The sequence below is a fragment of the uncultured Actinomyces sp. genome, assembly GCF_963526355.1.
In the GTDB taxonomy this organism is placed as follows: domain Bacteria; phylum Actinomycetota; class Actinomycetes; order Actinomycetales; family Actinomycetaceae; genus Actinomyces.
The window spans coordinates 1-4,436 of record NZ_CAUROW010000128.1 but is presented as its reverse complement, the minus strand read 5'-3'; the positions used below and the strand labels follow the sequence as shown (position 1 = coordinate 4,436).

Below are 4,436 nucleotides of genomic sequence, written 5' to 3'. Positions count from 1 at the left end.
GGGTGTCACTTGCGGGCCTTCGGGTCCAGGGCGTCGCGGACGACGTCGCCGAGCATGATGAAGCCGAGCACGGTCAGGGCCAGCGCGCCGGCGGGGAAGAGCAGGACGCTCGGGTGGCTGTTGAGGGCGTCCTTGGCGGCCGCGATGTCTGCACCCCAGGAGACGACCGAGGAGGGCAGCCCGATGCCCAGGAAGCTCAAGGTGGCCTCCGAGACGATGAAGACGCCGAGCTCGACGGTGGCGGTCACGATGATGGGGGCGGCGGCGTTGGGCATGACGTGGCGCAGCAGCATGGCCATGCGCCCCGAACCCAGTGCCCGTGAGGCGGTCACGTAGTCCTCGTTCTTGACGCTCATGACCGAGCCCCGCGTGATGCGGGCGATCTGGGGCCAGCCGAACAGGGCCAGGACCAGGATGACGGTGAGGATGGAGCGGTCGTTGCGGAACATCTGCATGACGACGATGGCGGCCAGGACGAAGGGCACGGCGAAGAAGATGTCGGTGACGCGTGAGAGCAGGGCGTCGAAGAACCCGCCGAAGAACCCGGCCAGTGCTCCGACGGCCGAGCCGACGAGGATCACGATGAGGGTGGTGAAGATGCCCACACTCACCGAGGCCCGGGCCCCGTGGACGGTACGGGCGAAGATGTCGCAGCCCTGGATGTCGAACCCGAAGGGGTGCGCCCAGGAGGGCCCCTGGTAGGAGTTGACCAGCGTGCAGTAGCCGGGGTTGCGCGGGGCGATGAGCCCAGGGACCAGGGAGAAGAGCACGGCGACGGCGATGAGCACCGAGGCCGCCCAGAAGATGGGGCGACGACGCAGCTGCCTCCAGGCGTCGAGCCAGACGGAGGCCGGCGCGGACTCGTCGGCGACGGCGTCGACGGCTCCCAGGCCGATCTCGTCATCGGCGATGACGAAGCGCTCCTGGCCCGGGCGCACGGCGGCAGGCGTGGAGGGCGTGGGGGACGCAGTGTTCTCAGGGTTCTCAGGCATAGCGGATCCTCGGGTCCAGGGCGGCGTAGAGCAGGTCCACCAGGAGGTTGGAGACGATGAAGACGAGCACGAGCACGGTCGTGAAGGACACGACCATGGGGCCGTCGCCGCGGATGATGGCGGAGTAGAGGGTGCCTCCCACGCCCTTGATGTTGAAGATGCCCTCGGTGACGATGGCGCCGCCCATGAGGGCCCCCAGGTCCGCGCCCAGGAAGGTGACGACCGGGACCAGGGAGTTGCGCAGGACGTGGACGATCATGACGCGGAGTCCGCTCAGGCCCTTGGCCCGGGCGGTGCGCACGTGGTCGGCGGTGAGGTTCTCGGCCACCTCGGTGCGGGTCAGGCGCAGCACGTAGGCGAAGGAGACGGCGCCCAGCACCATGGCCGGCATGAGGAGCTCGGTGAAGCCGGGGCTCTCACCGGCGGTGACCGGCAGCCATCCCAGGCGGACCCCGATGATGAACTGCAGGACGAAGCCGATGACGAAGGTGGGGACGGCAATGACCACCAGGGAGAGCACCAGGACGGTGGCGTCGAACCAGCCGCCCTTCCTCACCCCGGCGATGAGACCGAAGCCGATGCCCGCGATGGCCTCGAAGGCCAGGGCCATGAGGGAGAGCTTGATGGTGATCGGGTAGGCCCGCACCAGTACGTCGAGGACGGACTCAGTTCCTCGCAGCGACTGGCCCAGGTCCAGGGTGAACAGTCCCTTGAGGTAGAGCAGGTACTGGACGATGAAGGGCTTGTCGAGGTGGTAGCTGGCCTTGATCTGGTCGATCACCTCGGGGCTGAGCGAGCGCTGGCCCCCGAGCGCGGCGACCGGGTCGCCCGGCAGGGCGAAGACCATGGCGTAGATGAGCAGCGTGGCCCCGAAGAACACCGGGACCATCTGCAGCAGCCTGCGTGCGACGTAACGAAGCATGTCCACTTCCTCCCGATCAGAACTTGGAGATGGCCTCGGCCTGCGCCCACAGGCGCCTGGCCTCGTCCGGGTCGTAGGTGAGGACCTCGTTGCCCGGTACCTCGGCGGTCCATCCCTCGACAGTGGGGGCGGTGAAGTCCTTGGCCGGCGTACGGGTGCCGTAGTAGAGCTTCTCGCAGATGAGGTTGCGGTCGATGGCCCGGCAGATGGCGGCGCGGCGAGCACGGCCCTCCTCGTCCATCTTCCAGTGCTCGTGGGTGACGTCGATGGCGAGCCCCTGGAAGAAGGCGGCCGGCTTGTTAATGGCGCGCTCGCCCAGCTGCTGCTGGAAGATGGGCAGGAAGGAGTCGGGGACTCCGTCAGCGATGTCGATGGCATTAGCCAGCAAGTCGTTGTAGACCGAGTCGTAGCTCGTGTACAGCTTGAAGGTGACGCCCTGGTTCGCCACGGTGCGCCCACCGACGTAGGCGGGGTTGGGCTCCAGCACGATCCGGCTGTCGTGGTCCCAGGAAATGAGCCGGTAGGGACCGTTACCAACGGGCTTGGCGCCGTAGGCCTTGGGGTCGGCGAAGGCCGACTCGGGCATCGGATAGTAGGCGTAGTGGCCCAGGCTGATCTTGAAGTCCGACGCCGGGGCGGTCAGCTCGACCGTGAAGGTGTAGTCGTCCACCTTGGTCAGCCCGGTCAGCTCGGAGTCCTCGTCGTAGGAGAAGCCCTGGATCCGCTCGAAGAAGGAGGAGCCGAGCTGGGCGTTGGACAGCAGCGCCCCGAACTTCCAGGCGTTGATGAAGGAGTCGGCGGTCACCGGGCTGCCGTCTGAGAAGGTCCACCCCTGCTTGAGGGTGATCGTGTAGTGCTGGTTGTCCTCGGTCTCGATGGAGGAGGCGACCTCGTTGATGACGTTGCCGTCCTTGTCGTAGCGGACCAGGCCGGCGAAGACCAGGTCGAGGATCCGCCCGCCGTTGGACTCATTGGTGTTGGTGGGCAGCAAGGAGTTCTGCGGCTCGGAGAGGTTGGACAGCACGACGCCGCCATTGGCGCTGGAGCGGGCCTCTTCGTAGACCGGGACCCCGGTCCAGTTGAAGTCGACGTTGGAGGCGTTGCGGGAGTAGCCGCCGAACCCGTTCTGGTACCACAGCGGGATGCCGGGCAGGTCGGCGAAGAGCTGGGTCTGGGCCTGTCGGAGGTAGCCGTAGGCGTCCTCGGGGTCGGTGGCCGCTGCCGCCTGGGCCAGGAGGTCGTCGAAGGTCTTCGAGGAGTACTGGGAGTCGTTCGCGCCGGCGCCGGTCTGGAAGGTGGCGTTGAGGAAGTTCTCCAGCGAGGGGTAGTCGGCCGACCAGCCGGAGCGGAAAGCGCCCAGGAGGGTGTGGTCGGTGATGGCGGCGCGCATCTCGGAGAACTGGGCCACCGGCAGGGGTTCCATGGTGATGCCCAGGACGTTGGACACCGAGTGGCACACGGCCTCGGCCCAGGTCTTGTGGGGGCCGTCGGAGTTGTAGGCCAGGGTCAGCTTGCCGCTGCCACTGCCCAGGCCGCCTCCGCCCGAGCTCGATCCGCGCGAGCAGCCTGAGACCAGGAGCATGCCGAAGGCCACCGCGCCGAGTCCGAAGCCGCGGCGCGACACTGTCAGAGCGTGGTTCATGCGACCTCCATTGGGCATGGAACTGACTGGGATAGTCACTGGGACACGAGGTTTCAGACGCCTAGAGGTGGTCAGGCGCTGTCCATGGGTGGAGATCCTACGTCCAAAAAGGAAACAGAATCGACACGTGGGTCACGTGTAAGACTCACAGGGGAGGAAGGACACTCAGACGTACCAGGCCTGGGCCAGCAGCTCGTAGGAGCGACGCCGCGCAGCCGGATCGTGGGCGTGGGTGACGATGAGGATCTCATCGAGGTCCCAGCGGTCGGCCTGCTCACGCAGGCGGGCGACGACGTCTCCGGCCGTTCCGACGAGGGACAGGGACATGGCCGCCTCGACAGCGGCCTCCCTGCCGGGCGCGTAGGCGCGCCAGGCCCGTGAGTCCTCGCTGGGCGGGTCGAGGGGGCCGGGCCGGTTACCGACAATGCGGGCGGCGGCAGCCATGGCGCTGCTGAACAGGAGGCGGGCCTCCTCCCGACTCGGGGCCACCATGACGTTGACGGCCGCCGCGAGACGGGGGCCGGACTGCCGACAGGTGGGGGCCTGGGGGTCGAACACCGAACGGTAGGTGGCGATGGCCGCCTCGGCCTGGACCGGAGCGAAGTGGGAGGCGACGACGAAGGGCAGGCCGAGCCGCCCGGCGACGCGCGCCCCGTTGACGGAGGAGCCGAGAACCCAGACGTTGGGGTGGGTGCCCTCACCCGGAATGGCCCTCACCCGGGAGCCACCGGGCTCGGAGCCCTGGGCGGTGCCGGCAGTGGGGGCGCCGCCCAGGAGGAGAGAACCGGGGACCTTGTGGGGGCCCGGATCGGGCTCGTCGCCGAGATAGGTGAGGATCTCGAGGATCTCCTCGGCGAAGCGGCGCGGGTCGGAGGCCCCG

4 protein-coding genes are annotated in these 4,436 nt (G+C 68.1%); all 4 read right to left on the bottom strand.

Annotated elements, in window-relative coordinates:
- Nucleotides 1-5 precede the first annotated feature (5 nt).
- A complete protein-coding gene (locus RWR81_RS12565; RefSeq protein ID WP_314458064.1) occupies nt 6-992 on the bottom strand; it encodes an ABC transporter permease in 987 nt (328 codons plus the stop codon).
- A complete protein-coding gene (locus RWR81_RS12560) occupies nt 985-1,914 on the bottom strand; it encodes an ABC transporter permease (protein WP_314458063.1) in 930 nt (309 codons plus the stop codon). Before RWR81_RS12560 ends, RWR81_RS12565 begins: the two co-directional genes overlap by 8 nt.
- Nucleotides 1,915-1,930: 16 nt before the next feature.
- Entirely contained in the window at nt 1,931-3,556 is a 1,626-nt protein-coding gene (locus tag RWR81_RS12555) for an ABC transporter substrate-binding protein (RefSeq protein ID WP_314458062.1), read from the bottom strand.
- Nucleotides 3,557-3,721: 165 nt separating this feature from the next.
- Nucleotides 3,722-4,436, bottom strand: a 715-nt coding sequence (locus RWR81_RS12550; RefSeq protein ID WP_314458061.1) for an MsnO8 family LLM class oxidoreductase, incomplete at its 5' end; no start/stop codon positions are given.

What these genes read in the sequence shown, in the direction of transcription:
- RWR81_RS12565 (WP_314458064.1), bottom strand. Translation starts at nt 992, where the DNA reads ATGCCTGAGAACCCTGAGAACACTGCGTCCCCCACGCCCTCCACGCCT.
- RWR81_RS12555 (WP_314458062.1), bottom strand. Translation starts at nt 3,556, where the DNA reads ATGAACCACGCTCTGACAGTGTCGCGCCGCGGCTTCGGACTCGGCGCG.
- RWR81_RS12560 (WP_314458063.1), bottom strand. Translation starts at nt 1,914, where the DNA reads ATGCTTCGTTACGTCGCACGCAGGCTGCTGCAGATGGTCCCGGTGTTC.